This window comes from Streptomyces sp. GL_148 (assembly GCF_057834205.1).
Map to the genome: position 1 here is coordinate 3675133 of NZ_CM174396.1, position 25242 is coordinate 3700374.

The 25242-nt window shown below is 71.3% G+C and carries 18 protein-coding genes; 6 read left to right on the top strand and 12 right to left on the bottom strand.

The window, feature by feature from the left end; genetic code table 11:
* Positions 1–28 precede the first annotated feature (28 nt).
* Positions 29–757: a tyrosine-protein phosphatase gene (locus AC3IYI_RS16620; RefSeq protein ID WP_489410903.1), complete on the top strand. Its 729-nt coding sequence runs from the start codon at positions 29–31 to the stop codon at positions 755–757.
* 37 nt (positions 758–794) lie between these two features.
* On the opposite strand, the gene AC3IYI_RS16625 is transcribed toward AC3IYI_RS16620, so the two are convergent.
* The 4 genes from AC3IYI_RS16625 to AC3IYI_RS16640 form a co-directional block, all read right to left on the bottom strand.
* On the bottom strand, positions 795–2093 hold the full coding sequence (locus AC3IYI_RS16625; protein ID WP_489410904.1) for an ABC transporter permease: 1299 nt from the start codon (positions 2091–2093) through the stop codon (positions 795–797).
* Positions 2090–2794, bottom strand: coding sequence for an ABC transporter ATP-binding protein (locus AC3IYI_RS16630; RefSeq protein ID WP_489410905.1), 705 nt, complete (start codon positions 2792–2794; stop codon positions 2090–2092). Before AC3IYI_RS16630 ends, AC3IYI_RS16625 begins: the two co-directional genes overlap by 4 nt.
* Positions 2791–4446 carry an efflux RND transporter periplasmic adaptor subunit gene (locus AC3IYI_RS16635; protein ID WP_489410906.1) on the bottom strand — a complete coding sequence of 552 codons (1656 nt, stop codon included), beginning with the start codon at positions 4444–4446 and terminating at the stop codon, positions 2791–2793. The genes AC3IYI_RS16630 and AC3IYI_RS16635 overlap by 4 nt, the downstream gene beginning before the upstream one ends.
* A gap of 223 nt (positions 4447–4669) precedes the next feature.
* Positions 4670–5338 carry a hypothetical protein gene (locus AC3IYI_RS16640; protein ID WP_489410907.1) on the bottom strand — a complete coding sequence of 223 codons (669 nt, stop codon included), beginning with the start codon at positions 5336–5338 and terminating at the stop codon, positions 4670–4672.
* Positions 5339–5607: 269 nt separating this feature from the next.
* On the opposite strand from AC3IYI_RS16640, the gene AC3IYI_RS16645 reads away from it, so the two are divergent.
* The 4 genes from AC3IYI_RS16645 to AC3IYI_RS16660 are packed head-to-tail and all read left to right on the top strand — an operon-like array spanning position 5608 to position 13910.
* Positions 5608–7758, top strand: coding sequence for an N-6 DNA methylase (locus AC3IYI_RS16645; protein WP_489410908.1), 2151 nt, complete (start codon positions 5608–5610; stop codon positions 7756–7758).
* 16 nt (positions 7759–7774) lie between these two features.
* Positions 7775–9442 carry a class I SAM-dependent DNA methyltransferase gene (locus AC3IYI_RS16650; protein WP_489410909.1) on the top strand — a complete coding sequence of 556 codons (1668 nt, stop codon included), beginning with the start codon at positions 7775–7777 and terminating at the stop codon, positions 9440–9442.
* A complete protein-coding gene (locus AC3IYI_RS16655; protein ID WP_489410910.1) occupies positions 9439–10626 on the top strand; it encodes a restriction endonuclease subunit S in 1188 nt (395 codons plus the stop codon). Before AC3IYI_RS16650 ends, AC3IYI_RS16655 begins: the two co-directional genes overlap by 4 nt.
* Positions 10623–13910, top strand: coding sequence for a type I restriction endonuclease subunit R (locus AC3IYI_RS16660; RefSeq protein WP_489410911.1), 3288 nt, complete (start codon positions 10623–10625; stop codon positions 13908–13910). The genes AC3IYI_RS16655 and AC3IYI_RS16660 overlap by 4 nt, the downstream gene beginning before the upstream one ends.
* Positions 13911–13914: 4 nt before the next feature.
* On the opposite strand, the gene AC3IYI_RS16665 is transcribed toward AC3IYI_RS16660, so the two are convergent.
* From AC3IYI_RS16665 to AC3IYI_RS16690, 6 genes are all read right to left on the bottom strand, one after another.
* The gene (locus AC3IYI_RS16665) at positions 13915–15810 is read right to left on the bottom strand and encodes an anthranilate synthase family protein (RefSeq protein WP_489410912.1); all 1896 of its coding nucleotides are present in this window, start codon (positions 15808–15810) and stop codon (positions 13915–13917) included.
* Positions 15807–16463: an isochorismatase family protein gene (locus AC3IYI_RS16670; RefSeq protein WP_489410913.1), complete on the bottom strand. Its 657-nt coding sequence runs from the start codon at positions 16461–16463 to the stop codon at positions 15807–15809. Before AC3IYI_RS16670 ends, AC3IYI_RS16665 begins: the two co-directional genes overlap by 4 nt.
* A gap of 82 nt (positions 16464–16545) precedes the next feature.
* Positions 16546–17316, bottom strand: a complete 771-nt coding sequence (locus AC3IYI_RS16675; RefSeq protein WP_489410914.1) for a 2,3-dihydro-2,3-dihydroxybenzoate dehydrogenase — start codon at positions 17314–17316, stop codon at positions 16546–16548.
* Between the two features lie 53 nt (positions 17317–17369).
* Entirely contained in the window at positions 17370–18656 is a 1287-nt protein-coding gene (locus AC3IYI_RS16680; protein WP_489410915.1) for a 3-deoxy-7-phosphoheptulonate synthase, read from the bottom strand.
* Between the two features lie 40 nt (positions 18657–18696).
* Positions 18697–20307 carry an FAD-dependent monooxygenase gene (locus AC3IYI_RS16685; protein ID WP_489410916.1) on the bottom strand — a complete coding sequence of 537 codons (1611 nt, stop codon included), beginning with the start codon at positions 20305–20307 and terminating at the stop codon, positions 18697–18699.
* 107 nt (positions 20308–20414) lie between these two features.
* Positions 20415–21899 (bottom strand): MFS transporter, encoded by a 1485-nt coding sequence (locus tag AC3IYI_RS16690; RefSeq protein WP_489410917.1) that lies wholly within the window; start codon positions 21897–21899, stop codon positions 20415–20417.
* Positions 21900–22208: 309 nt separating this feature from the next.
* Here AC3IYI_RS16690 and AC3IYI_RS16695 point away from each other — a divergent pair, with 309 nt between their 5' ends.
* Complete coding sequence (locus AC3IYI_RS16695; RefSeq protein WP_489410918.1) at positions 22209–22691, top strand: SRPBCC family protein; 483 nt, start codon at positions 22209–22211, stop codon at positions 22689–22691.
* An 82-nt stretch (positions 22692–22773) separates the two neighbouring features.
* Here AC3IYI_RS16695 and AC3IYI_RS16700 read toward each other — a convergent pair whose 3' ends face one another.
* Positions 22774–23508, bottom strand: coding sequence for an SDR family oxidoreductase (locus AC3IYI_RS16700; protein WP_489410919.1), 735 nt, complete (start codon positions 23506–23508; stop codon positions 22774–22776).
* A 64-nt stretch (positions 23509–23572) separates the two neighbouring features.
* Entirely contained in the window at positions 23573–25147 is a 1575-nt protein-coding gene (locus AC3IYI_RS16705; protein WP_489410920.1) for an FAD-binding oxidoreductase, read from the bottom strand.
* Positions 25148–25242 lie beyond the last annotated feature (95 nt).

Here is a 25242-nt window from a genome sequence, read left to right on the forward strand (position 1 = left end):
ATCGGTACGACATCGGGGGGATCCGCGCATGACCCGTCACATCGAGTTCGAGCGACTGCACAACTTCCGCGATCTGGGCGGTTATCGCACGCAGGACGGCGCCACCGTCGTGTGGGGCGCCCTCTACCGGGCGGACTCGCTCGGGAAGCTCGCGGGCGCCGACTGGGAGCGGTTCCTGGAGCTCGGCGTGCAGACGGTCATCGACCTGCGCTACCCCTGGGAGATCGAGGCGAAGGGCCGGATACCGGAGCCCGAGCGGTTCACGTACGCCAACCACAGCATCGAGCACCGGCCGTACGACCAGGCCGAGATCGACCCGGACACCGACCCGTGGCGGTTCCTCGCGGACCGGTTCGCCGAGGTCGCCGAGGACGGGGTGGCGGAGATCCGCGCCGCGATCGAGCTGCTCGCCGAAGGCCCGGGCCCGGCGGTCTTCCACTGCACCTCCGGCAAGGACCGCACCGGCCTGATCGCCGCGCTCGTCCTGACCCTCCTCGGTGTGGACGTGGAGCAGATCCTCGCGGACTTCGCCCTGACCGAGCTGGCGACCGCCCGCCTGACGGCCGACTGGCACACCGCCAACCCCGGCCGCACGATGCGCTGGCCTTCGTACGGCCGTGCGCCCGCCGAGGTCCTGAGCCTGACCCTGGCCGGTCTCGCCACCCGCTACGGCTCGGTCCGGTCCTACCTCGCGGACGAGGTCGGCATCACGCCGGCCACGACGGAGCGGCTGCGGGCGCGGTTCCTGACGCGGTGAGCCCCCGGAGGGGACCGGGCGTCGGCGGCGCAGGGCCTCAGCGGCGCAGGGCCTCGGCCGGCTGTACGCGACTGGCCCGCCAGGCGGGGTAGATGCCGGCCAGCAGGCCCGTCGCGAGGCCGAGCGCGGGGGCGGCCGCGACGATGCCGGGGTGCAGGACGGGCGTCCAGTCGCGGACCAGGGCCACCGCCACCACGGTGATCGTGCCGAGGGCCGTGCCGATCAGGCCGCCCAGGCAGCCGAGGGCCGCGGACTCCGCGAGGAACTGTGCGGTGACGTGCCGGGTACGGGCGCCCAGGGCGCGGCGCAGCCCGATCTCGCCGGTGCGTTCCATGACGGCGACGAGGGTGGTGTTGGCGATGCCGATCGTTCCGATGAAGAGGCAGAGGGAGGCGAGGAGGAGGAACAGCTCGTCGAGATCGGCGGTGACGTGCGCGCGCAGGGTCCTGGGATCGGGCGGCGGGACGGCCTTGAAGTACTCGGGGTGCGAGGGCGAGAGCGCCGTCGGCGCCTCGGCGGCGACCTGGGGGGCCGCCCCCAGCCGGGTGGAGACGAGCATCCTGGCATCGCCCTTCGGAACGCCCCAGAGCTCCTGTGCCGTGGAGCGCGGGACCACCACGGACAGCAGCAGGTCGGCCTTGCGCTCGACGTCCTCGACGATCCCGATGACGGTGAACCCGTGGTCTCCGATGAAGAGGGCCGGCCGGGTCTCCAGGGTGGTGATGCCGAGCCGGGACGCCGTACCGCTGCCGATCACGGCCACGCGCTGCTTGGTGGCATCGTGCCAGGCGTCGTGGACCCGGCCCTGGGAGAGGGTGGGGCCCGCGGCGGCGAGCGCTCCGGAGGAGGCGGCGACGACCGGGAGGTCCCCGGACCCCGCGCCGGCCGCCGGACCGCCCACGGGGGTGGACCCCACGGCCTGGCCCGCGCCGAGCCGGACGGTCCAGTAGACGCCGGCGTGCCGTACGCCGTTGAGGCGGGACACCCGCTCGTCGGCGTCGGGCGGGAAGGCCGGGTCCACGAACTCGCTCGTCTGCGCGGAGACGTCCTCGACGGTCACCTCGGTCGCCGTCAGGGTGTTGAACCGCTCGTCGATCTGCGAGGAGGCCGTGGCGGTCAGCCCGAGGACGGCCACGAACGTACCGACGCCCAGTACGGTGCCCACCGCGGTGAGCGCGGAGCGGCCGGGGCGTTGCAGGACGCCGGCCAGGCACTCCGAGAGCAGCTCCCGCCAGGCGAACCGGGAGCGCGATACGGGGCGTGCGGGGCGCGCGGAGCGGCGGAGGCGGAGCGGGAGGCGGAGCCGGGGGCGGTGCGGGGGCCGAAGGGGGTTCACGGGCGCACCAGTTCGCTCAGTACGCCGTCGCGGATGGCCACGGAGCGGTCGCCGCGGGACGCCACCGCGGGGTCGTGGGTGATGACCACCACCGTCATGCCGTCCCGGTGGAGCTCGTCGACGAGCTCCAGGATCGAACCGGCCGTGGTGGTGTCGAGGTTGCCGGTCGGCTCGTCGCAGAGCAACAGCGACGGGGCTCCCACCAGGGCCCTGGCGATGGCCACGCGCTGGCGCTCACCGCCGGAGAGGGTGGTCGGCAGGGCGTCCGCCCGGTGGCCGAGGCCGACCCGGTCGAGCGCTTCCCGGGCCCTGGTACGCCGCTCCGCGCGGCCGCTCCCCCGGTAGACCAGGGCCAGGGCGACGTTCTCCCAGGCGGTGCGGTGCGGGAGCAGGTGGAACGCCTGGAAGACGAAGCCGATGCGCTGGGCGCGCAGGGCCGTACGGTCGGCGTCCCGCAGGGTGCCGGTGTCGACCCCGTCCAGCAGGTAGCTGCCGGTGGTGGGGGCGTCGAGCAGCCCGACGATGTTGAGGAACGTGGACTTGCCCGCGCCGGAGGGGCCCACGACGGTGAGGAACTCTCCCCGTTCCACGGCGAGGTCGCAGGCCGCCAGGGCCTGCACGGGCGGGGGGCCCGGGTAGGTCAGACCCGCCTGCCGGAGTTCGACGACGGCGGGGGCGCCGGGCTGTGGCGGCGGGGTCATCGCTCCTTCTCCGGCCCGCCTTGGACACTGCTCGGCGATCCGTCGGGCGACCCGTTCGGCGATCCGTTCGGCGATCCGTCCGGCAACCCGTTCGGCGACCCGTTCGGCGACCCGTTCGGCCCGCTGCGTACGCCCACGACCGCACGGTCGCCCTCGGCCAGGCGGTCGCCCTCGGCGGGCCTGACCTCGACGTGGCCGTCGCCCGTCGTCCCGGTGGTCACGCGCACCCGGCGGCGGACGCCGTCCTCCTCCAGCACGGTCACGTACGTCCTGCCGTCCACGGCGGCCGAGACCGCCGAGACCGGAACCACCAGGACCTCGCCGCCCGTCGACGCCGCCTCGATCGTCAGGCGCACGTCCTGGCCGGCCAGCCTGGGGTCCAGCGAAGTCTTGGGCTGGACGACCATCAAGTAACCCTTGGGCCCGGGCGGTTGCTGACCCGACGGCTGTCCCGTGCCGGTGGCGGGCTGCTCCTGCCCCAGCGTGTCGGCGACGGAGGCGACCGAGGCCGCCGCGGTCACGCCGGTGACCTCGGAGACGATCTCCACCTGCTTCCCCGGCTGCACCAAACCCTTCTGGTACTCCTGGAGGTAGCCGTTGACCACGAGGTCTCCGGCCGACACGGTGAGCACCTTGCCGGACACCTGCGCCCCGACCTTGGAGGCGATCGAGTCCACCCGGGCGGGAAAGCTCGACAGGAAGACCACCTCCGCGACGGGCACCATCGGGCCGGCCGCCGTCAGAACCTCCGCCAGTTGGGCCCGTGCCGTGCCCAAGTCCTCCTTGGCGCGCTCCACTTGCTTGCGCATCCCGTTCAAGTCGGCCTCGGCTTCGCCGCCGGAGCCCTTGCCGTCAACCGCCCGCGGACCGGCGCCGCGAGCACCCGGCGAAGGGGATGCAGCGGCCGGAGGGGTGGGCTCGGCCGGAGGGGTGGGCGCGGCCGGAGGGGTGGGCGCGGCCGGAGGCGGGGCGGAGGCGGCCCGCCTGGCCCGGTCCAGGGCATCCCGCGCGTCCTCCACGGCGCGCTCCGCCGCGGTCACGGCCGTGCGCGCGTCGCCCACGGAGGCGTTTGCGTCGGGCAGCGCGGGCAGCGGGTCGTAGCCCGCGGAGGCGTAGAGCGCCGACAGCGCCGCCTTCGTGCCCTCCCCGAAACGCCCTGCTCCGTCCGCGCCCGTGCCGTGGCCCAGCCGGGCGAGCGCCTGCTGCAACTGGGCGACGTCGCCGCCCTCGGAGCCGGGCTTGAGGTCCCGGTACGCCGGGAGGGTGCCCCGTAGCGCGATGACCGGGCGCCCGGAGACCTCCAGCAGCACCTGGCCTTCCTCGACCCGGCCCCCCACGGCGACCGGCAGCTTCGTGACGACGGCGGCGGCCGCGCCCGGGGCTCCGCCCACCGGGGTCACGTCCACGGACTGCTGCGCGGTGACGGTCCCGCGGACGACCACCGAGGCGACCAGCACCCGTTGCTCCACGGGGGCCGTCAGCACGCTCGGCGGAGGGGCCTCGGAGTCCGCGGCGGCCTGGGCAGGCGACTTGATCACCTGCGCGACCGCCACACCGACACCGGAGAGCAGCAGGGACCCGGCCGCCACCCCGACGACCCACCTGCGCCGGCGGGGGAGCCCCGCGGGCGGCGGCTGCTTCTGATCATCCATCCGGAGGTCCCCCGCGAGCTGCCAATTCCGGTCCCGCCGAAGGTTTTTGGAGCCCCTTCGGCGGCAAGGCGACCATTAGATCACCCTGGCGCTCCGGCAAAAGAGACAGTCCGGGACATGCGAGCGATCACAGTTGCGTAAAGCGGAGGAGCCCCGGCGCCGGGCGGCTCGGCAGAGCCGTACCTCCGGGGCCGGGGCCTCCCTTCGATCCGATGAGGCGCTGCTACAACACGTCCTTGGCCAGGACGGCGACGGCGACCTTGCCCACCACCGTCGTCAGGACGTAGTTGGTCGAACTGCTGAAAGCGACACCTATGCCGGCCGGTATCGCCTTGGCCATCGCCTTCTGGGTGAAGGTGATGGACACCCGCTTGAACAACTGCTTGATCGTGACCAGGGCGGGTCCTCGCAGGTACTGGTAGACGAGCTTCTCGGCGATCTTCAGGACCGCCGCCTTGCCGCCCTTCGTCGCCAGCTGTTCCGCCGAACCCGCCAACGCGAGCACGAAGGCGAGGTGCTTCTTGTCCTCACTGCTCAGCTTGGTCTCGAACACTTCGACCAGGCACATGCACATGTCGATCTGAAGCTTGAGTGCCACGGCGGCATCGGTGAGACCGCCGCCCAGGACCGCGACCGCCGTCCCGACCCCCGGAATCACGCTCGGGGCCGCGGTGGCCGCCCCGGCGGCTGCCGAAAGTTTGGAGTACCGGCCAATGATCTTGCCGGCGATCCTGCGCTTGTCCTCCGGACTCTCGGGCTCCCGCTTGAACTTGTTCTCGAAGGTCGCACGGTAACCGCCGACGAGCTCAGTGGCCGCCTCCGGCGTGATGGCGATCGTCTCGACGGCCTTCTGGAGCCGAGACTGTTCGAGCTCGTCTGCCGCGTGGTTCATCTTTTCCCTCTCCGGATCTGTTGCACCTCAGGAAGCGCATGATGCCGTCCGCTGCGCCGCCTGCGAACGAACGAGGGGAAACCTGTCACTCCACGCGAAGGAATCAACTCCCCATGGCGATAAGGGGGGTTACCAGGCCATCGAGGGGTCTTCTCTTGATCGGCGGTAGGCTTCTGTGGTCCGTCGCCGACGGCTCCCCCGAGCCGTCACGGCGGACGCGATTCACGGAGCTCCGTGGACGTCCGCGAAAGTCCACGGGAGGGGGACCGATGAGCACCCCGACTCCGGTCGACGGCTCCCCCATCCTGCCCGGCCCCCTGTCCCGGCGTATCGGTTACGCCGAGATCGCCGCCCTCGCGCAGGTGAAGCGGCCCGTCCCCACCACCTGGAGCCGGCGCCACTGCGACTTCCCCGCACCAGTGGCCCGCGAGAGCGGCAGCCCGCTCTTCGACGCCCAGGAGGTCGTGGACTGGCTGGTCCGGACCGGCCGCGGCAACGCCGAGCCCCGCCGCCTGCGGGCCGAGGCCGCGCTGCACACCCTCTCCGCCTGGCGGTCCTGCGGCCTCTCCGCCCCCGTTCTCGTGGGTGCGCTGACGGCGTTGATCTGCCTGCGCCAGCAGTGCGACGCTCCCGTCGGCGAGCACGCCTGGGGTGCCCTCCTCGATCAGGCCGCCGGCCTCGACGCGGAGGACGCCTTCCTCCTCTCCGAGCTACGGGCCGTCCCCGACCCGGACCACCTGGGCCCGGCCCTGGGCGCACTCGCCGACGAACTGACCGAGGCCGCCTACACTCCCGCCGAAGCCTTCGACTGGGTCCTGGAGGCCCGCCGCCGCCTCGGCTCCCACGACCTGGCCACCGACGAGCCCACCCCCGTGGTGGCCCGCGCCCTCGCGGCCCTGGCCGGCGCCGGCGCCCTGGCCGACGAGTCCGTCCTCGCCACCCCGTACGCCCGCAGCGGCGACCTGCTCGCCGCCCTGCACGCGGCGGCGCCCGAGGACTCCGGTCACACCTACCTCGCGGCCGAGCCCGATCCGACGCTCGCCCGTCTCGTCCGGCGCCGGATGCTCGTCCGGGGCGTGTTCGAGTTCTCCCTCGACGTCACCGAGGGCGAGGAGCTGTCCACGAACGACTGGGGCGACCCCGACGTGCTGGTCTGCGCCCTCCCCTACGAAGCCGGCGAGACCCGCAGCGCACACCGGGCTCTGGAACGGATCCAGGACCTCACCGACTACCTTGCCGACGGCCGGGCGGCCGTCGTCCTCGGCCCGGCCGACGCGCTCATCCACCCGCTTCCCCGGCACGGCGACGCGGACCGGCTGCGCCGCTCCTTCCTCGGCAAGGGCCTCCTCAAGGCGGCGATCAGCCTGCCCGACGGGGCCTTCGCCTACCGCCCGGGCTACCGCACCGCCGTCTGGATCCTGACCCGCACTCCCCAGGACGAGCGCGCGGGCCGCGTCCTCCTCGCCGACTACTCCGCCCAGCCGCTCACCGGGCCGGTCCTCGACGTGCTCGCCGAGGACATCGCCATCTGGCGGGCGTCCGACTGGCGGGGAGACCGTCGGCACGAGCCCCGCCACGCGGCCATCGTCCCCGCGAAGGAACTCGACGACAGGCCCGGCTCCGGCTTCACCCCTCAGCACCGCTCCCCCGAGGCCCGGTACACCAGCGCCGTCGCGGAACGCCCCGCCCGCATCGCCGATATGGAACGGCACCTCGCCGAACTCGACGAGCGCGTGACGCGCCGGGCCGACACCGACGGCTCCCTGAAGACCGGGGCCGTCCTGCGCCCCGAGGACCAGCCGGTGCGCCGCACCACCGTCCGCCGTCTCCTCAAGGACTGCCGCCTGCGCCGCCGCCCCGGCCACCGCATCGCCCCCGAGCACCTCTCGCCCGGCGGCCACTACGCAGTGATCGGGCCGGAGGAGATCCTCGGCAGCGCTCGATTCGGCAGCCGTCGCATCGACCGGGGCCTGGTCTTCACCGCGTACGAGCACGTCCAGTTCACCGAGCCCGGCGACCTCGTCGTCACCACCAGCCCGCGCTTCGGCGTCCACGTCGACACCGAGGGCCTGTCGGTCGTCGTCGCACCCGCCCGAATCCTGCGCGTGCACCCCGATGCCGACCCTCCGGTCCGGCCCCGGGTCCTGGCGGCGCTGCTGCGGGCCGCCGCCCGCGAGCACGGCCGGACCAGCGGGGCCGTACGGGCCTCGCGCGGCATCGAGGACCTGGGCGTCCCGGACCTGGGGAGCGAGGAGCTGGAGCGGTACGAGGCCGTGCTCGCCGGGATCGAGCGCCGGGCGGAGCTGCTGCGGCAGCAGGCCGAGGCCCTCGACGACCTGGCCCGCATCACGGCCGGCGGCATGGCCGACGGCACCTTGACCATCCAGAACCTGCCCGGGCTTCCCGGAACCGACGACTGAAGGAGAGGCCCGCCTCATGCCCCCGCGCAAGAAGAAGCCCACGGAGCAGGAGGAGCTGTTCAGCGCCTCCACCGCCAAGGAGATCCAGGCGATCCTGTGGAAGGCCGCCGACAAGCTGCGCGGCTCCATCGACGCCGCGCAGTACAAGGAGTTCGTCCTCGGCCTGATCTTCCTGAAGTACGTCTCCGACGCCTTCGAGGAGCGCCGGGGCGAACTGGCCAAGGAGCTCGCCGAGGACGGCATCTCCGAGGACCAGATCGGCGACTTCCTGGAGGACCGCGACGAGTACACCGGCGCCCACGTCTTCTGGGTCCCGGAGACCGCCCGCTGGTCCTGGATCGCGGCCAATGCCAAGAGCCAGGGCGTGGGCAAGCTGCTCGACGAGGCGATGGACGCGGTCATGCGGGAGAACGCCGCGCTGACCGGCGTCCTCCCCAAGATCTTCAACCGCGACAACGTCGACCAGAAGCGCCTGGCCGAACTCGTCGACCTCATCAGCGACGCGCGGTTCGCCGGCACCGAGGACAAGCCGGCGCAGGACGTGCTGGGCGAGGTGTACGAGTACTTCCTCGGCAACTTCGCGCGGGCGGAGGGCAAGCGGGGCGGCGAGTTCTACACCCCGCAGTCGGTCGTCCGGCTGATCGTGGAAATCCTGGAGCCGTACAACGGGCGCGTGTACGACCCGGCGTGTGGTTCGGGCGGCATGTTCGTCCAAGCGAGCAAGTTCATCCAGGCGCACCGGGGTCGCGGCCACAAGGCCGACATCGCGGTCTACGGCCAGGAGCTCAACGAGCGCACCTGGCGCCTGGCCAAGATGAACCTCGCGATCCACGGCATCGACGGCAACCTGGCCGCCCGCTGGGGCGACACCTTCGCCGACGACAAGCATCCGGACCTCAAGGCCGACTTCGTCATGGCCAACCCGCCCTTCAACATCAAGGACTGGGCGAGGGACGAGAGCGACGCACGCTGGAAGTACGGCGTCCCGCCGAAGAACAACGCCAACTACGCCTGGCTCCAGCACATGGTCGCAAAGCTGGGCGAGCGCGGCACGGCCGGCATCGTCCTGGCGAACGGCTCGATGAGCTCCCAGTCGAGCGGCGAGGGCGAGATCCGCCAGTCGATGGTGGAGGCGGACCTGGTGGCGTGCATGGTCGCGCTGCCGGCCCAGCTCTTCCGTACGACGCAAATTCCGGCGTGCCTGTGGTTCCTGGCGAAGGACAAGTCGCCGCAGGGGGCGAAGGGCCTGGCGGACCGGCGGGGGCAGATCCTCTTCATCGACGCCCGCCAGATGGGCGAGATGGTCGACCGTACGGAGCGTGCGTTCACCGGGGCGGACCTCGCGAAGGTCGCGGACACGTACCACGCATGGCGGGGGACGGCCTCGGCGCAGGACAAGCTCCTGACGTACGCGGACGAGCCGGGCTTCTGTTTCTCGGCCGGCCTGGAGACCGTGCGCGCACACGGGTACGTGCTGACCCCGGGGCGGTACGTGGGCGCCGTCGAGGTGGAAGAACACGGCCCGGAGGCAGTGGCGGAGCGGATCGCCACGCTGACGGAGGAGCTGCTCGGGCTGTTCGACGAGTCGGCGGAGCGGGAGAAGGCGGTCCGCACAGCGCTGGGCGACCTGACGGAAGGCCTCGCGGGCGAGGGCGTGGCAGACGTCGCGGGAGGCCTCGGATGACCTCGTGGGACGTCACCACCATCGGCCAGGTGTCGCTGGTCGTCACCAAGGGCACGACCCCGACCAGCATCGGACGGGCGTTCACGCCCTCGGGAATCCCCTTCGTCAAGGTCGAGTCGATCCAGACGGACGGCCTCGTCGACCTGCGGAAGACGGCGTTCATCGACGAGGAGACCCACGAGGCCCTGAGCCGTTCGGCGCTCCAGGTCGACGACATCCTGTTCACCATCGCGGGAACCATCGGGCGGGCGGCTCAGGTGACCGCCGACGTCACGCCGGGGAACACGAACCAGGCCGTGGCCATCATCAGGCCCGATCGCCGCGTGGTGGAGCCGCGTTTCGTCCTCTACTGCCTCCGCGACAAGCAGCGTGTGCAGAAGGCGCAGTCGAGGGTCGTGCAGTCCGTGCAGGCCAACCTGAGCCTGGGCGAACTGCGCGCGGTGGAGATTCCCCTTCCGTCGCTCCGGGAGCAGAGGGCGATCGCCTCGGTCCTGGGAGCCCTGGATGACAAGATCGCCGTCAACGAGCGCATCACGGCCACGGCCGACGAACTGTCCGGCTCGCTCTTCCGCCGCGCCATGCTGCACTCCTCGGACCAGTCCACCGAGCGCCCCCTGTCGGAGACTTCAGAATTCGTCAACGGCCGTGCATTCACCAAGGATTCCACCGGAACCGGCCGCATGGTGGTGCGCATCGCAGAGATCAACAGCGGTCCGGGGGGCTCCACCGTCTACAACGACATCGATGTACCGGAGAAGCACCTCGCCCGGCCCGGCGACGTGCTGTTCGCCTGGTCGGGCTCGCTGACCGTGGCACGTTGGTTCCGCCCTGAGGCGATCATCAACCAGCACATCTTCAAGTGCATCCCGAAGAACGGGTACCCGCAATGGCTGGTCAGCCAACTCGTGCACCGGAAGATCGACGAGTTCCGGGCCATCGCCGCGGACAAGGCGACCACCATGGGCCACATCCAGCGCAAGCACCTCGATGAACCGGTGCACGTTCCGGGACCCGAGGCCCTGCGCACCATGAACGCCGAGATCGGCCCCCTCTGGGACCGCGCTCTCGTCGCCGAACAGGAATCCCTGACCCTCGTCTCCCTCCGCGACGCCCTCCTCCCCCAGCTCCTGTCCGGCCGCCTCCGCGTCCGTGACGCCGCGAAGACCGTCGAGGACCACGTATGACCGACGCCCCCGACGACGACCGCCACAACCACCGTCCCTACGAGGCCGACTGGGAACTCCTCGCCCTCGAAGAGCTGGCCGTGCTCGGCTGGGAGCCCGCCCCCGGCAACGAGTTCGCGCCCGGATCCGGGCACCGGAAGTCGTGGAAGGACCTCGTCCTGTACCCGGACCTCCGGGAGGCGGTGGAGCGGCTCAACCCGGACCTGCCGCCGGACGCCGTCCGGGACGCGGTCGGCGCGGCGACGACGCCCGGCTCCCAGGACACGTACGAGGAGAACCGGACCGCGCACGGTTACCTGACCGCCGGCATCCGGTCCGTCACGTACACCGACTCCTTCGGGGCCGAGCACAACCCGACCGTCCGGCTCGTCGACCTCGACGACCCGGACGGGAACGTCTGTCGCGTCCTCGGCCAGGTCACCGTCATCGACGGTGAGAAGCGCCGCCGCTTCGACGTCGTGCTGTACGTCAACGGGCTGCCGCTCGCCGTCCTGGAGCTGAAGCGCGCCGGCGACGAGGACGCGACCCTCCAGGACGCGCACTCCCAGCTCGCCCGCTACGTCGAGGAGTTCCCGACCGCGTTCCGGTACAACGCGGTCGTCCTCGTCTCGGACGGCATCACCGCCAAGTACGGCACGCCGTTCACGCCGTACGAGCACTTCGCGCCGTGGAACACGGACGAGCTCGGCGAGCGGGTCGAGCCGCTCGAAGCCGAGGGGATAGGGGATGCGGGCCAGAACCTGGCCCTGCACGGCCTGTTCACCCAGGACCGCTTCCTCTCCTTCGTCAAGTCCTTCATCAACTTCGTGCCGTCGAAGCGGATGAAGCGGATCGCGAAGCCGCACCAGTACCACGCCGTGACCCGCGCCGCCGAGGCCGTACGGGTGGCCGCGGCGAGGGACGGGAAGGCCGGCGTCGTCTGGCACACGCAGGGCTCGGGCAAGTCCGAGGAGATGGTCCTCACCACCACCATGGTGATGAGGGACCCGGCCCTGCTGAACCCGACCGTCGTCGTCATCACGGACCGCACCGACCTCGACGACCAGCTGTACTCGACGTTCCTGGAGAGCGAGATCCTCCCGGAGTCGCCGAAGCAGGTCCTCACCCGGGCCGAGCTGCGCGAGGAGCTCGCGGCCAAGCGGGTCGGCGGCATCCTCTTCACGACGCTCCAGAAGTTCGGGCGCACCAAGGAGGAGAAGGAGTCCGGCACGGACCACCCGCTCCTCTCCGACCGCCGCAACATCATCGTCGTCGTCGACGAGGCGCACCGCAGCCACTACGACAACCTCAACGGCTACGCCCGCCACCTTCGCGACGCGCTCCCGCACGCCACGCTCCTCGCCTTCACCGGCACGCCGATCTCCGAGGCCGACCGCAACACCCGCGAGGTGTTCGGCGACTACATCGACCGCTACGACCTCAAGCGGGCCGCCGACGACGGAGCGACGGTCAAGGTCTTCCACGAGAGCCGGGTCGTCCAGCTCGTCATGGACAGGGATGTCGATCCGACGACCATCGACGAGGAGGCCGACCGGATCACCGACGGCCTCGACGACGTCGAGCGCACCCGCGTCGAGCAGGCCGTCGCCACGATGAACGCGCTGTACGGCGCGCCCGCCCGCATCCGGGACCTCGGCGCCGACCTCGTAGAGCACTGGGAGACGCGCCGTCAGGCGATGCAGCCCTTCGTCGGCGCCTCCGGGACGGGCGGCGCGCCCGGCAAGGCGATGATCGTGTGCGCCACCCGCGAGATCTGCGTCAGCGTGTACGACGCCCTGCGCGAGCTGCGGGAAGAGTGGCACAGCGACGACTTCGAGAAGGGCGCGATGAAGATCGTGTTCTCGTCGAACACGCGCAAGGACCCCCAGCGGCTCCTCGCGCACGCCCTGAGCGACAGCCGCCGCAAGGCCGTCATCAACCGGGCCAAGGACCCGCAGGACGAGCTCCAGCTGCTCATCGTCAACAACATGCTGCTGACCGGCTTCGACGCGCCGCCCGTCCACACCATGTACCTGGACCGGCCCCTCAAGGGCGCCGGCCTGATGCAGGCCCTGGCCCGCGTCAACCGCCGCTTCCGGGGCAAAGAGGACGGGCTCCTCGTCGGGTACGCGCCGCTCACCGAGAACCTCCGGCGGGCGATCGCCGAGTACACGGACGCCGACCGCAAGGACCGTACGCTCGGCCAGGACCTCGGCCGGGCGCTGGACGAGCTGCGCAACGAGTACGGCATCCTCGACGGCCTGCTGCGTGGCTTCGCCTGGCGGCCCCGGCTGGACATGCCCTCCAAGACGGCGTTCATCGATGCCGCGCTCCGGGCCGCGAACCACCTCCTCGACCCGGCCACCGCGGGCAACGACCCGGAGAAGCTGGACGACCCCCGCCAGACGCTCGGCCGGCGCTACCGCGAGCACGCCCACCGCCTGGAGCGCTTCTACGCGCTCTGCGGCAGCTCCACCGACATCGGCGAACGCTTCCCGGACCACCCGGCCTGGCGGCGGGACGTCCAGTTCTTCGTCGAGGTCCGCGCTTACATGGCGAAGATCGACGCGATGAACCGCGAGGCCCGCGGCCTCCCCGTAGCCCGTGACGTCGAGCTGTACCTGGCGCAGCTGACGTCCTCGGTCGTGGAGACCGGCGGGGTGAGCGACCTGCTCGCCGAGGCCGGTCTGGAGAGCGCCGACCTGACGCACCTCAACGACGCGCTCGTCCTGAAGCTGCAGAGCAGCGAGACCCCGCACCTGGCGGCAGAGGCCCTGCGGCGGCTCATCGAGCGGAAGATGCGCGAGGTGACCCGGCACAACATCGTCCGGCGGACGACGTTCTCCGAGCGGCTGCAGGACCTCATGGTCCGGTACATGCGGCAGCAGTGCACGAGCGCGGAGCTCATCGCCAAGCTCGTGGAGATGGCCAAGGAGGTCATGGAGGACGCCCGGCGCGGCGAGAGGTTCGAGCCGCCGCTGGACTGGCGCGAGCTCGCCTTCTACGACGCGGTCGCCGACCACGGCACTGCCCGCTCGGTCATGGGCGACGACGTGCTGGCCGACATCGCCCGCGAGCTGGTCGCGGAGGTCCGCAGCAAGCTCAAGCCGGACTGGATCGCCCGCGAGGCGGTCCGCGCCCGCCTCCGCAGCGCCATCAAGCGACTCCTGGCCCGCCGCAAGTACCCGCCGGAGGAGGCCCCGGACGCCATCGACCTGGTCCTGAAGCAGATGGAGCACTTCGCCAACGAGTGGTCCACGAACGGCACCCCGGACAGCTCGACCCCGTCTCCCCCGGCACGGTGACCCCCTAGTCGGCCAGGATGCGGGCCATCGCCTCCCTCAGGATCCGCGAGCCGTCCTGGGTGAGCAGCGATTCGGCGTGGAACTGCAGGGAGGAGAAGTGCGGCCCCCGCAGGGCGTGGACCTCGCCGGTGTCCAGTGAGCGGCTGATCTCCACGATGCCGATGCCCTCGCAGTCGGCCTTGTCCTCGCCGCTCCAGGCGGCGAAGGCGTTGTAGAAGCCGACCCTTTCGCGGCTCCCGAAGAGGTCGATCTCCTTCTGCACCCCCTGGTTGGGCACGTCGCGCCGTCTCAGGGGGAAGCCGAGGCGGGCGGAGAGGACCTGATGACTGAGGCAGACGGACACGAACGGCCGGCGGCTGTCGAGTAGTTGATGGGTCACGGCGTTCAGGTGAGCGATCTTCGGATGGTCCGTGTCGCGCGGATCTCCCGGACCCGGTCCCATGACCACGAGGTCGTGAGCGTCGAGGCGGTACGGCTCGTCGTAGCGGCTGACGGTCACCTCGAGGCCCAGCGCCCGCAGTTGCTGGTCGAGCATGTACGTGAAGGTGTCCTCGGCGTCGATGACGAGGGCCGTACGACCGGCGAGGTCCGGGTCCGGGCGTTCGCGGTAGGTGCCTTCGCCGAGCCAGAACCCCGCGATCGTATCGTTGCGCCGGGCCAGCGCGGCAGTGACGTCGGGATGGCCGCCGAAGCCCGACCGGTGGTCGCTCTCCAGCGCGGCGAGCAGCCCGGCGGCTTTGGCGTGGGTCTCCTCGACCTCGGACTCGGGGTCCGAGTGCCGTACGAGCGTGGCGCCCACGCCGATGCGCAACCGGCCGCCGGTGTCGATGTCGGCGGTGCGGATGAGGATCGAGGAGTCGAGGGTGCGCTCACCGCCGCCGTCGTGTCCGACGAGTGCGAGGACACCGCTGTAGTAACCGCGCCCCCGCGGCTCGTGGCGGCTGATCACCCGGCAGGCGCTCTCCAGCGGGCTGCCGGTGACGGTGGGCGCGAACATGGTCTCGCGGAGGATGTCGCGCACATCGTGGGTGGTACGTCCCTCGACGAAGTACTCGGTGTGCGCCACCCGGGCCATTTCCTTGAGGTGCGGCCCGGTGACACGGCAGCCGTCGGGGCAGATCCGGGCCATCATCTTCAGCTCTTCGTCGACGACCATGTACAGCTCGTCGGTTTCCTTGGGGTCCGCGAGGAACTCCATCACGTCGGGCAGGGTGGGGCCGCTCGCCGGATAGCGGTAGGTGCCGCTGATCGGGTTCATCACCGCGACCCCGCCGTGCAGGCTGATGTGCCGCTCCGGGCTGGCACCGACCAGGGTCCGTTCCCCGGTGTGCACCAGGTACGTCCAGTACGCACCCTGCTCGCAGGCGAGCAGCCGCCGGAAGAAGCACAGGGCGTGCGCGAGCGTGTAGTCGCTGATGTCCGCGACGAGCGAGCGGTGGATGACGAAGTTCGCGCCCTCGCCCTCGCCGATCTCGTCCTTGATCACCCGGCGCACGATCTGGGCGTACGTCTCGTCGTCCACGTCGAAGTGCTTGCCGGTGACCTCGATCGGCACGTCCTGAATCCGGCGTACCACCTCGGCGACCGTCATCACGGCCTGCTCGGTGACCGTCATGGCCAGCAGGGGCTCGCCGTCGTCGGTGCAGGCGAAGCCGCGCTCCGCGATCTGGCGGTAGGGGAGAAGCGCCAGTACCTCGTGCTCCGGCCGTCCCGCGGCCGCCGACTGCGTCCGGATGGGCAGCTGCGCCAGTGAGTCGAGCGTGGAGACGTCGCCGGTCACCACCTCCAGCAGCCCCGGCCCCATCGTCTCGGGCCGGTACAGCAACGCGAAGGGCGGTGGCTTCGCGACCAGGACGCGGGCCAGCAGGTCCTGCGGTACGGGGGTTGCCTGCGGGGTCATCGCGCCGCCACCATCGTGTCCAGCGCGGTGACGACGGAGTCGGTGGTCAGGACCACCGCACAGCGCTCCGCCGCGTACTCCAGCGCCATCCGGTGGTACTTCTCCGAGAAGTCGGCGACCGCGTCGGCGACCAGGAACGTCTCGATGTCATGGCTGAACGCCTCCACGGCCGTCATCAGCACGCCGACGTGCGCGTACACCCCGCACAGGATGAGCTGGTCACGGCCGGACTCCCGCATCCATTCCAGCAGCCCGGAACGGAAGAAGGCGCTGTAACGCCACTTGGTGAACGTCCGGTCCCCGGCGGCCGGCGCCAGTTCGTCGACGACCTGCCGGTCCGCGGGGTCCGGGCGCATCCCGGGGCCCCAGAAGTCCTTCAGCAGCCCTCGCTGCCGCTCGTCCATGCCGCCGGGCTGCGCCGTGTAAGCCACCGGTATGCCGGACTCGGCACACTGCTCGCGGAGCCGCACGGCATGGGCGACCAGTTCGTTGTGCGGTGGCCGGCCCGCGGGCAGGGGCTTGAGGAAGTAGCGCTGCATGTCGTGCACGAGCAGGACCGCGCGGCGGGGGTCGGGCACCCAGGGTGCCGTGTTGCCGGGCAGGTCACTTTCGGTGGGCATGGGATACGAGTGGACAGGGGGCAGGCCGGACATGAACAACTCCCGCGTGATCAGAGTTCCGGTGCGCCGGGCTTCCGTGGCGGCGGCCGGAGAAAGGCTGTGCGTGCTGGTGTGGTCAGACGCCGAGCGACGCGCCACCGTCGACGGTGAGGGCGTGCAGCGTGATGTGGGACGCCTGATCGGAGAGGAGGAAGACGACCGATTCCGCCACCGTGGCGGGGCTGGCGACCCGGCCCAGGGGGATGCCGACGCGGTACGCCTCGGGCCGGCCCTCGACGGTCTGCCGGCGGCCGGTCTCGTCCTGCCACATCGAGCTGAGCATCGGGGTGTCGGTGGAGCCCGGCGCCACCACGTTGCAGCGGATGCCGTACTGGGCGACCTCCAGACCCAGGCACTTGGTGAACATCGTCGCCGCCGCCTTGGAGGCGGCGTAGGCGGCCATGTCCGTGCGGGGCGTTCCCGCCGCGTTCGAGGCCACGGTGACGATCGACCCCCGCGTGCGTTCGACCATGCGGTTGACCACCGCACGGGACACGTGGAAGACGCCCGTGGTGTTCACGGCGAACGTTGCGGCCCAGTCGTCGTCGGTCAGCTTCCGCGCCTCGCCGAGCCGCAGCACTCCGGCCGCGTTGACCAGGTACTCCACCGGACCCAGCCGGTGTTCCACCGCCTCCACCATCGCCTCGACCGCCTCGGCGGAGGTCACGTCGGCGGGGAACGCCTCGACGGCCAGTCCCGCCGAGACCAGTCGCCGCACCGTCTCCTCGAGCCGGTCGGCATCCCTGTCGACCGCCGCGACCCGGACTCCCCGCTCGCCCAGGTTGCGGACCACGGCTTCTGCGATCCCACCCGCCGCGCCGGTGACGATCGCCGTCTTGCCTTCCATTCCTACGGACCTCCGCTGGTTTCGTCGTGTGGGGAACTCGGCTGAGCGCACGGTCATCCGCGCCACTCGGAGGCCACTGCGACGGCCTGCCGGGGGTTGAGCCTCGGGTCGCACAGACTCGTGTACTTGACCCCGACCTGGTCGAGTTGTGTGCGGTCGGCCACGCATTCGGTGACCTCGTCGGGGGTGGTCTCCAGGTGCAGCCCGCCGGGGACGCCGCCGGCCGAGCGGACCGCCGACCGGAACTCCCTCACCTCGTGGAGGACCGTCTCCACGAACCTGGTCTTCAGGCCGTCGGGACCGGCGACGGTGTTTCCGTGCATGGGGTCGGTCAGCCAGACGACCGGGTGGCCGGCCCTGCGGACGGCCTCCACCAACGGCGGCAGCTTCGCGGCCACCGCGTCGGCGCCCATGCGTGCGATGAGCGTCAGACGGCCCGGCTCGCGTGCCGGGTCGAGACGCTCGCACAGGGCCAGCAACTCGTCGGGCGTCATCGTCGGCCCCACCTTGCACGCGACCGGATTCACCACACGGGCCAGGAGCGCGACGTGGGCGCCGTCCAGCTGCCGGGTCCGCTCGCCGATCCACGGCCAGTGCGTGGAGGTGAGCAGCAGGCGCTCGTCAGCCGTGCGTCGCAGCAGCGGAACCTCGTAGTCCAGTACGAGCGCCTCGTGGCTCGTCCACACCTGCGACTCCACCTGCGACTCCACGTGCGACACCACCTGCGACTCCGCCGGCGGCCGGGCGCCGGACGGCCCGCGGGCATCCCCGCCGGACCACCCCAGGAGCGCCATCGCGCTGCTCGCGGCCTCGTAGCACGCCAGCATCCGGGCGGGGTCGTGGAGCCGGGCCCGGGGGTCGGGCTGTGGGCCGTTCACCATGTGCCCGCGGTAGACCGGGAGTTCCCGGTCGCCCATCAGTTCGGTCGGGCGGGAACGCGGCTTGGCGAACTGCCCGGCGATCCGGCCCACGCGCAGGACGGGCTTGGACGAGGCGGTCCGGATCGCCTCCGCCAGCTCGTTGATCAGGCCCGCCTTACGTGCCACGTAGCCGGGTGTGCACTCGGCCGGGTCCTCCGCGCAGTCGCCGGCCTGGACCACGTGGAGTTCGCCTGCCGCGACGCGTGCGAGCAGGCGGCGCAACGTATCGGTGTCCTCGACACGGACCAGCGGGGCCGAGGCGGCGAGTTGCCGCCTCACCCGCACGAGCAGTTGCCGGTCCGCCCAGGCGGGCTGCTGCCGCGCCTCCTGCGGATCCGGATACGCGAGGTCGCCCTCGGCCACGCCGCTCACGTCGGTCGAGGCGACCAGCGTGCCGGACCGGTCGGCCATCCCTGACATTCCCATTCCCCCGTTGGTTGAGTACTCGTGCGTAGATCGGTCAGCTGCCGGTGACCTGCTCCAACAGCTCGTCCCACGCGCGGGGAGCCGGTGCCACGTCGCCGCGCCACGCCACGTGGTGGTCGGGCCGGACGAGCACCAGATCGCGCTCCCAGACGGCGTGCACGGCGGCGCTGTCGACGGTGAGCAGCGCGACCGGAATCCCCCTGCGCCGTGCCTGCTCCACCAGGTCCTTGCCCCGGTTCTCGCCGGAGAGGTCGACCAGGGTGAAACCGGCACCCAGCCGGTCGAACAGCGGTGCGCCGTCCTCCAGCCGTACGTTCGGCGCGCGGCCACCGGGCAGAGTGGTCGGGACGATCGACTCCCACTGCCAGTCCGGCTCCGACGTGTCCTCGTGCCGTACGACCGGAGAGCCGGTGTAGCGGTAGCCGAAGTGGATGCCCAGGTTGTCGATCTGGAAGCTCTCCTTGCCGAGGTAGGCCGCGAGCTGGGGGCGGGACGCGCCGGCAGCCGCCAGTTGCGGGAAGCGCATCCACACGGCGAGGAGGTTGGCGCACATCTCGCGGTTGAAGAGTGCGACGGGCCGGCGCTCGGCCTCGTAGGAGTCGAGCAGGCGCGGGCCGGCCCAGCCGCCCAGGGTGGCCGCGAGCTTCCATCCGAGGTCGCAGGCGTCGCCGAGGCCGGTGTTCGCCCCGTGCCCGCCGGTCGGGTAGAACTGGTGCGCCGAGTCGCCGGCGAGGAAGACCCTCCCCTCGCGGTACGAGTCCGCGACGGCCAGCCGCCCGTACCAGTACGCCACGTTGAGCACCTCGTCCGCCGCGAAGTCGAAGCCCAGCCGCTCCTTGACCACGGCGAGCGGCTCGTCCGGCTCGGGTTCCCCGTCGGGCAGGACGAACGTGCCGGTCCAGGTACGCCCGCCGTCGCGGTTCACCAGCGTCGCCCCGCCGGCGGAGATGGTGAGGAAGAACTTCCCGTGGCGGAACAGGGCGGGGTCCTGACTGCGGAAGTAGACGTCGCAGTGACGGGTGCTCGGGCCGCTCTGCTGCGTCGCGATGCCCGCACACCGCCGTACCGTGCTGCCGCCGCCGTCGCAGCCGACGAGGTAGGAAGCGCGCAGGGTGTGCTCGGTGCCGCGCACCACGTCGGACAGCCGCGCCGACACCCCGTCACCGTCGTCCACCAGGTCCAGCAGGTCCCATCCCTCCCGCAGGTCGATCAGCGGGTGCTCGCGCACCTGCTCGCGCAGGACGTCCTCCAGCAGCGAACCCTGGAGCCGCTGGTACGGCTCGATCGGCGCCGAGCCGTCGGTGACGTCCGCGAACTTCTGGCGGACCCCCGTCACCGAGGGGTACCCCCAGACCGAGACGGGCGGCTGCGCGGGGTCGGCGATCCAGTGGAAGTCGAAAGGCTCGTCGGGCGCGACACCGCGTCGGCGGATCTCCTCGGTCACGCCGAGGCGGCGCAGCAGTTCCATGCTGCGGCCGTTGATGAAGTCCATCTTGGGATGCGCCGAGACGGTCGTGGAGCGCTCGACGACGGTGCTGCGCACACCGTGGTGGGCCAGTTCGAGGGCGAGGGTCGCACCGACCGGTCCGGCACCGACGATCAGTACGGGCGCGCTGTCGGGGAGGGAGGGGACGTGGTCAAGCACGGATGCTCCTGCGGGATCGGCACGGGGAAGGGCAACGGGAGGAAGGGGCGGGGCGCGGACGCCGGGGCCCGGACGCCGGGGCCCGGTCCGGGCCCCGGCCGGACTCGCTACGAGGGCTGGGCCTCCGCCTGCGGCTGGGCGCCGAAACGGATGAGCCGGGTGAGCAGCGCCGCCAGGAGCGCCACGCCGACCGAGCACCACAGGGCGACCTGGTAGCCGGACACGAGGGCCTCCAGCGGTGCCCGAGTGGTGGACACGGCGTGGGTACGGGCGTCGGCGACCGCGACGAGAGCGGCGAGGCCGATCGCCCCGCCCGCCTGGTAGCTGGTGGTTGCGAGACCCGAGCCGGCGCCGGCGATCGGGCCGGTGAGCCCCATCGTGCAGACGACGAAGGACGCGACGATGGACACTCCGAGGCCGAAGGACCACAGCACCGCCGGCAGCAGGAAGCCCGTGAGGTAACCGCCCTGGACGTCGATCACCATCGCCCATGCGGCCAGTGCCACGGCCTGGATGAGGACACCGCCCATGAGGACGTTCGGCGGGCCGAAGCGCAACACGCGGGGGGCCACCTGCGTACCGGCCAGCATGGCCAGCGGGATGGGCACGTAGGACAGGCCGGCCTTCGCCGGGCCGTAGCCGAGCACCTGCTGGAGGTAGATCGTGATGATGAAGAAGGTGGAGATCAGCAGGGTGCCGACCAGGGTGAAGGCCACGTTGCCGATGACCAGCGGCCGCATGCGGAGCAGCACCGACGGCAGGACCGGGTCGGCCGCCGTGCGCTGGCGGACGACGAACGCGACGAGCAGCACCGCGGCGGCGGCGAACTCGGCCATTGTCGCGGCCGAGCCCCAGCCCTGGGCGCCGCCGCGGGACACGGCCAGGATGAGCACCGACAGTCCGGCGGTGGCGGTGACCGCGCCGATCACGTCGAGCTTGGCGTTCGCCTGCGGGCCGGTGGCCGGCAGCAGCCGCAGGGCGGCCAGCAGGATGCCGATGCCGATCGGCACGTTGATCACGAAGATCCACTCCCAGCCGACTGCGGTGAGCAGTCCGCCGAGCACCAGGCCGACCGGCGCGGCGATACCGGCCATCCCCATGAACAGGCCGAGCGCCTTGTTGCGCTCCGCCCCCTCCGGGAAGATGTCGGTGATCATCGCCAGGGCCGCCGGGGTGACCAGGGCCGCGCCCAGGCCCTGCAGCAGCCTGCTGGCCACCAGCTGCCAGTCGTCGGCCGCGAGTGCGCAGCCCAGCGAGGCGAGCGTGAAGAGGGCCACACCGGCGGTGAAGAGCCGCCGCCGGCCGATGACGTCGGCGGCGCGGCCCGCCAGCAGCAGGAAGCCGGCGAAACCGAGCAGATAGGCGTCGACGACCCAGGCGAGGCCGGTGGTCGAGAACCCGAGGTCGTCCCGGATGGCGGGCAGTGCGATGTTCACCACCGAGGCGTCCATCACCGACATGAACTCGATCAGTGCCAGCACCGAGAACATCACCCAGGGACTGCGGCCACCGGCCGTTCCAGCCTTCCCTGATGCCGGGGAGTCGGCGCGGCTCATGGCCCCGCTCCGACTCGGCGTGGTGTCGTTGGTCATGAGAGGTGTCCCATTCGTCGTTTCATCGGGGGGCGCTTCTGGCTGCGTCTCAAGGCGTCTCGCGGCGTCTCGCTGCGGCGTCTCGCTGGGGCGAGCAGCGGTGCAGTGACGCTGCTCCATCGTCAAGCGGGCCCCGATGCGCAGCATCACGTCTTCACGCCATCCTTCGCGACGCGTGCGGCGGGCGGGCGGGCGGCAACCGGTCTCGGCAGATCGCGTGAAACTGGGATGTCCCCGGACCCGGGCGGAGGCCATGCTGCGGCGAAAGGCAACGCCGTTTGCTACCGGAGCGCACGAAAGGTTCGACCCATGGTCGTCTTCACCTACACCTTGCTCGTCAACGACCCCAGCCTCCCCGAGTACCCGGAGATCCAGCGCGACGAGCTCTGGGAGAGCCTGGTGCACAAGGCGGCCAACCCGGTCTCCTACGTGCCGTCGATCAGCTTCGCGGAGGTGCTGGAGGAGTTCGACGGCGGCTTCGTGCGGCGCATCGCGCTGCGGGGCGACCGTTCGATGCTCCTGCGGGAGCGGATCACCCTGGAGCCGAAGCGGCGCATCGTCTTCACGCAGATGGACAACCCGCTGCTGACCCAGATCACCAACGAGATCGGTGAGGACGAGGAGGGCCGTCTCACCTTCACGTTCACCGCCACCCTGTCCTCCGCGGGTCTGGACCGGAGCCGGCAGGAGGCCGGTTTCATCGCGGAGAACGACCTGCTCTTCTACGACACGGCCTCCGCGACGGTGAACACCGTGCGGCTCACCGCCGGCCGGGCGGTCGCCACGGCCTGACCGTGGACGTACGCGAATGCCGCGGTCCGGGACCCCCTCACGGGTCCCGGACCGCGGCATTTTCGCGGCTGCTGCGGGGGTCTTACGCGAAGCCGCCGTTGGCGTGGATGGTCTGGCCGGTCAGCCAGCGGCCGTCCTCGCCGGCCAGGAAGGCGACGACGTCCGCGATGTCATCCGGCTGCCCGAGCTTGCGCAGCGGGGTCTGGGCGATCAGGGTGTCGAGGTTGGCCCGCGCCTCAGGGGCGAGCATGTCCGTGTCGGTCGGGCCGGGGGCCACGGCGTTGACGGTGATGCCGCGCTCGCCCAGCGCGTGGGCGAGCGACCGGGTGAGGACCTCGACCCCCACCTTGGTCGCGCCGTAGGCGCCGAGGAAGGCGATGGCCGCCGACGGCAGTCCGGCGGCGAGGTTGATCACACGGCCGCCGTCCCGCAGGTGCTTGCTGGCCTGCTGGTGGGAGAGGAAGACGCTCTTGAGGTTGGTCGCGACGAGGCGGTCGAAGGCCTCCTCGCTGATGTACTCCACCGGCGCGGCGGCCACGGTCGCGGCGTTGTTGACGACGATGTCGACGCCGCCGAACTCCTTGATCGCGGCCTCGTACAGAGCGGCGACGTCGGCGGCGACCGACACGTCGCCCTGGACGGTGATGGCCTTCCCGCCGCCCGCGATGACGGCCTTGGCCGTCTCCTGCGCCGCCTCCGCGTTGGTCTGGTAGTTGACCACGACGGCGGCGCCGTCGCGGCCGAGGCGCTCGGCCGTCGCGCGGCCGATACCGCGGGAGGCGCCGGTGACGATGGCTACCTTGCCGTTGAGACTCATCTGTTCACTCCTAGTCGGTGCTGCGTTGACATGTGTTCACGGGTCTTCCGCCGTGCCGCCCCGTTCAGGCCGGCAGCGGTATGGACTGGGCGTGACGGAAGATGTTCTTGGGGTCCCACTTGGCCTTGACCTGCTGCAGCCGTGGGAAGTTGGCGCCGTAGTACAGGTCGTGCCAGGGCACGCCCGACGTGTTCCACGCCGGGTTGGAGAGGTCGCCGTCGGCGTAGTTGACGAAGCAGCCGTCGGTGATGTCCCCGGACACGGGGACGCCGCCGGTGTCGGCGTACACGTCCCGGTAGAACTCGCGGAGCCAGGCCTCGTGCCAGGCGTCCTGCGACTGGTCCCGCCAGAAGTTCACGAACATGAGCTTCATGACGGAGCTGCGCTGGGACACGGCGGTCGCCGTCGGGGAGACCGTGTTGACCCTGCCGCCGTACGAGCTGATCATCACCAGGGCACCGGGGTACGGGTAGTCCGGGCGCGTCAGGTGCTTGTAGAACGCCGCGACGTGGGCGTCCGTGAAGGTCTTGCGCATGTACGCGGACTTGCCCTTGAAGCGGTTGGTGGGGTCGCCGCCGCCCGTGAAGCCGGGCCACTCGACTCCGTGCAGCCACGGCAGGGTCCTGCGCTCGTCGACGCGGAAGGAGACGCCCGTCCCCTGGTTGACGGCCGCCAGGAAGGTGTCGAGCAGCTGGTCCGCGCCGGGCAGGGTCGCGTCGATCTCCGTCGTCAGGGAGAACGAACCCGCAGCCTTGGGCGCGGGCTTCAGCTGGCTGAACAGGCCCGCGTACGGCGAGGACGCGGAGGCGTTGTTCTCGCACCACGTCCCGTAGTTCTTCAGGATCCGGCCGAACGACTGCTCCGTGAGGTCGGCCCACGACCAGGAGACGGAGCTGACCAGCAGCGTGGCCGGAGGCTTGGGAAGCAGGCTCTGCGGGGTGCCGGCGGCATCGGGCGAGCGGAACAGGTAGCGGGTCACCACACCGAAGTTGCCGCCGCCACCGCCGGTGTGCGCCCACCACAGGTCCCGGTTGGGGTCCGACGCCTCGCGGGTCGCCGTGACCAGCCGGGCCTTGCCGGAGGCGTCCACCACGACCACCTCGACCCCGTACAGGTGGTCGACGATGAGGCCGTGCCGCCTGGAGAGCGCGCCGTAGCCACCGCCCGCCACGTGTCCGCCCGCGCCGACCGTGGGGCACGTACCGCCGGGGAGGGTGACCCCCCAGTTCTTGTACAGGGCCTTGTAGATCTCCACGATCGTGGTGCCGGCCTCCACCGCGAACGCCTGCCGGTAGGAGTCGAAGGACACCCGGTTCATCTGGGACATGTCGATGACGACCTTGATGCCGTCGCTGACCCAGGGCTCGTAGCAGTGGCCGCCGCTGCGCACGGCGATCCGCTTGCCCGCGGTGACGGCCTCCTGCACGGCGGTGACCGCCTGACTCGGTGAGGCGACCATCCGGACGTAGTCGGGGTTGCCCACCCAGCGCTGGTTGAACCCGCGGACGAGATCCGCATACTGCTGATCCGCCGAAGTGACGTCGAAGGGACCGCTGGCCGCCGCGCTCAGCCCCTCTTCCGCTGCGGCCGCGACAGCCGTGGCACCGCCGACGACGGTTCCCGCCGCCGCCGTGGTCACCAGGAATCTTCGACGTGATATGCCGCCCATGTACTGCTCCCCCATCAAGTACCGATACGCCCGCCGAACGGATGGCTCGAAGCCCGCTCTGCGGG

Excerpts from the sequence above, each read along its gene's own strand:
- AC3IYI_RS16620 (WP_489410903.1), top strand. The coding sequence starts at position 29 with ATGACCCGTCACATCGAGTTCGAGCGACTGCACAACTTCCGCGATCTG.
- AC3IYI_RS16630 (WP_489410905.1), bottom strand. The coding sequence starts at position 2,794 with ATGACCCCGCCGCCACAGCCCGGCGCCCCCGCCGTCGTCGAACTCCGG.
- AC3IYI_RS16635 (WP_489410906.1), bottom strand. The coding sequence starts at position 4,446 with ATGGATGATCAGAAGCAGCCGCCGCCCGCGGGGCTCCCCCGCCGGCGC.
- AC3IYI_RS16640 (WP_489410907.1), bottom strand. The coding sequence starts at position 5,338 with ATGAACCACGCGGCAGACGAGCTCGAACAGTCTCGGCTCCAGAAGGCC.
- AC3IYI_RS16645 (WP_489410908.1), top strand. The coding sequence starts at position 5,608 with ATGAGCACCCCGACTCCGGTCGACGGCTCCCCCATCCTGCCCGGCCCC.
- AC3IYI_RS16650 (WP_489410909.1), top strand. The coding sequence starts at position 7,775 with ATGCCCCCGCGCAAGAAGAAGCCCACGGAGCAGGAGGAGCTGTTCAGC.
- AC3IYI_RS16655 (WP_489410910.1), top strand. The coding sequence starts at position 9,439 with ATGACCTCGTGGGACGTCACCACCATCGGCCAGGTGTCGCTGGTCGTC.
- AC3IYI_RS16660 (WP_489410911.1), top strand. The coding sequence starts at position 10,623 with ATGACCGACGCCCCCGACGACGACCGCCACAACCACCGTCCCTACGAG.
- AC3IYI_RS16665 (WP_489410912.1), bottom strand. The coding sequence starts at position 15,810 with ATGACCCCGCAGGCAACCCCCGTACCGCAGGACCTGCTGGCCCGCGTC.
- AC3IYI_RS16670 (WP_489410913.1), bottom strand. The coding sequence starts at position 16,463 with ATGTCCGGCCTGCCCCCTGTCCACTCGTATCCCATGCCCACCGAAAGT.
- AC3IYI_RS16675 (WP_489410914.1), bottom strand. The coding sequence starts at position 17,316 with ATGGAAGGCAAGACGGCGATCGTCACCGGCGCGGCGGGTGGGATCGCA.
- AC3IYI_RS16680 (WP_489410915.1), bottom strand. The coding sequence starts at position 18,656 with ATGTCAGGGATGGCCGACCGGTCCGGCACGCTGGTCGCCTCGACCGAC.
- AC3IYI_RS16690 (WP_489410917.1), bottom strand. The coding sequence starts at position 21,899 with ATGACCAACGACACCACGCCGAGTCGGAGCGGGGCCATGAGCCGCGCC.
- AC3IYI_RS16695 (WP_489410918.1), top strand. The coding sequence starts at position 22,209 with ATGGTCGTCTTCACCTACACCTTGCTCGTCAACGACCCCAGCCTCCCC.
- AC3IYI_RS16700 (WP_489410919.1), bottom strand. The coding sequence starts at position 23,508 with ATGAGTCTCAACGGCAAGGTAGCCATCGTCACCGGCGCCTCCCGCGGT.